A 417-nucleotide genomic window follows, 5' to 3' on the forward strand; every position below is an offset into this window, starting at 1 on the left:
CTGCGGTGGGTGACCACCGTGCGGGTTCGACCCCCGCCCTCGGCACCATATGCGCCCGTAGCTCAATTGGATAGAGCGTTTGACTACGGATCAAGAGGTTAGGGGTTCGACTCCTCTCGGGCGCGTTTTCTTTCGGGAAGTGGCTCAGCTTGGTAGAGCACCTGGTTTGGGACCAGGGGGTCGCAGGTTCAAATCCTGTCTTCCCGATACTTGTTTGGGGCCTTAGCTCAGCTGGGAGAGCGCCTGCCTTGCACGCAGGAGGTCAGCGGTTCGATCCCGCTAGGCTCCACCATTAGTTCTTTGAAAACTGAACGAAACAAACAACGTGAAACGTCAATTTTTATTTTTAGATGCTAGACAAACTAACTTTATTGGAGAGTTTGATCCTGGCTCAGGATGAACGCTGGCGGCGTGCCT

3 tRNA genes are annotated in these 417 nt (G+C 54.2%); all 3 read left to right on the top strand.

The annotated features are described in order from the left end of the window. Window positions 1-51 precede the first annotated feature (51 nt). The 3 genes from H6481_RS28430 (at window position 52) to H6481_RS28440 (ending at window position 292) form a co-directional block, all read left to right on the top strand. Window positions 52-125: transfer RNA gene (locus tag H6481_RS28430), tRNA-Arg, on the top strand. An 8-nt stretch (window positions 126-133) separates the two neighbouring features. After that, window positions 134-207: transfer RNA gene (locus H6481_RS28435), tRNA-Pro, on the top strand. Between the two features lie 9 nt (window positions 208-216). After that, a tRNA-Ala gene (locus tag H6481_RS28440) sits at window positions 217-292 on the top strand. The last annotated feature ends 125 nt before the right edge of the window (window positions 293-417 follow it).

It is taken from the genome of Bacillus sp. ME78, assembly GCF_903970865.1.
Lineage (GTDB): Bacteria > Bacillota > Bacilli > Bacillales > Bacillaceae_G > Bacillus_A > Bacillus_A cereus.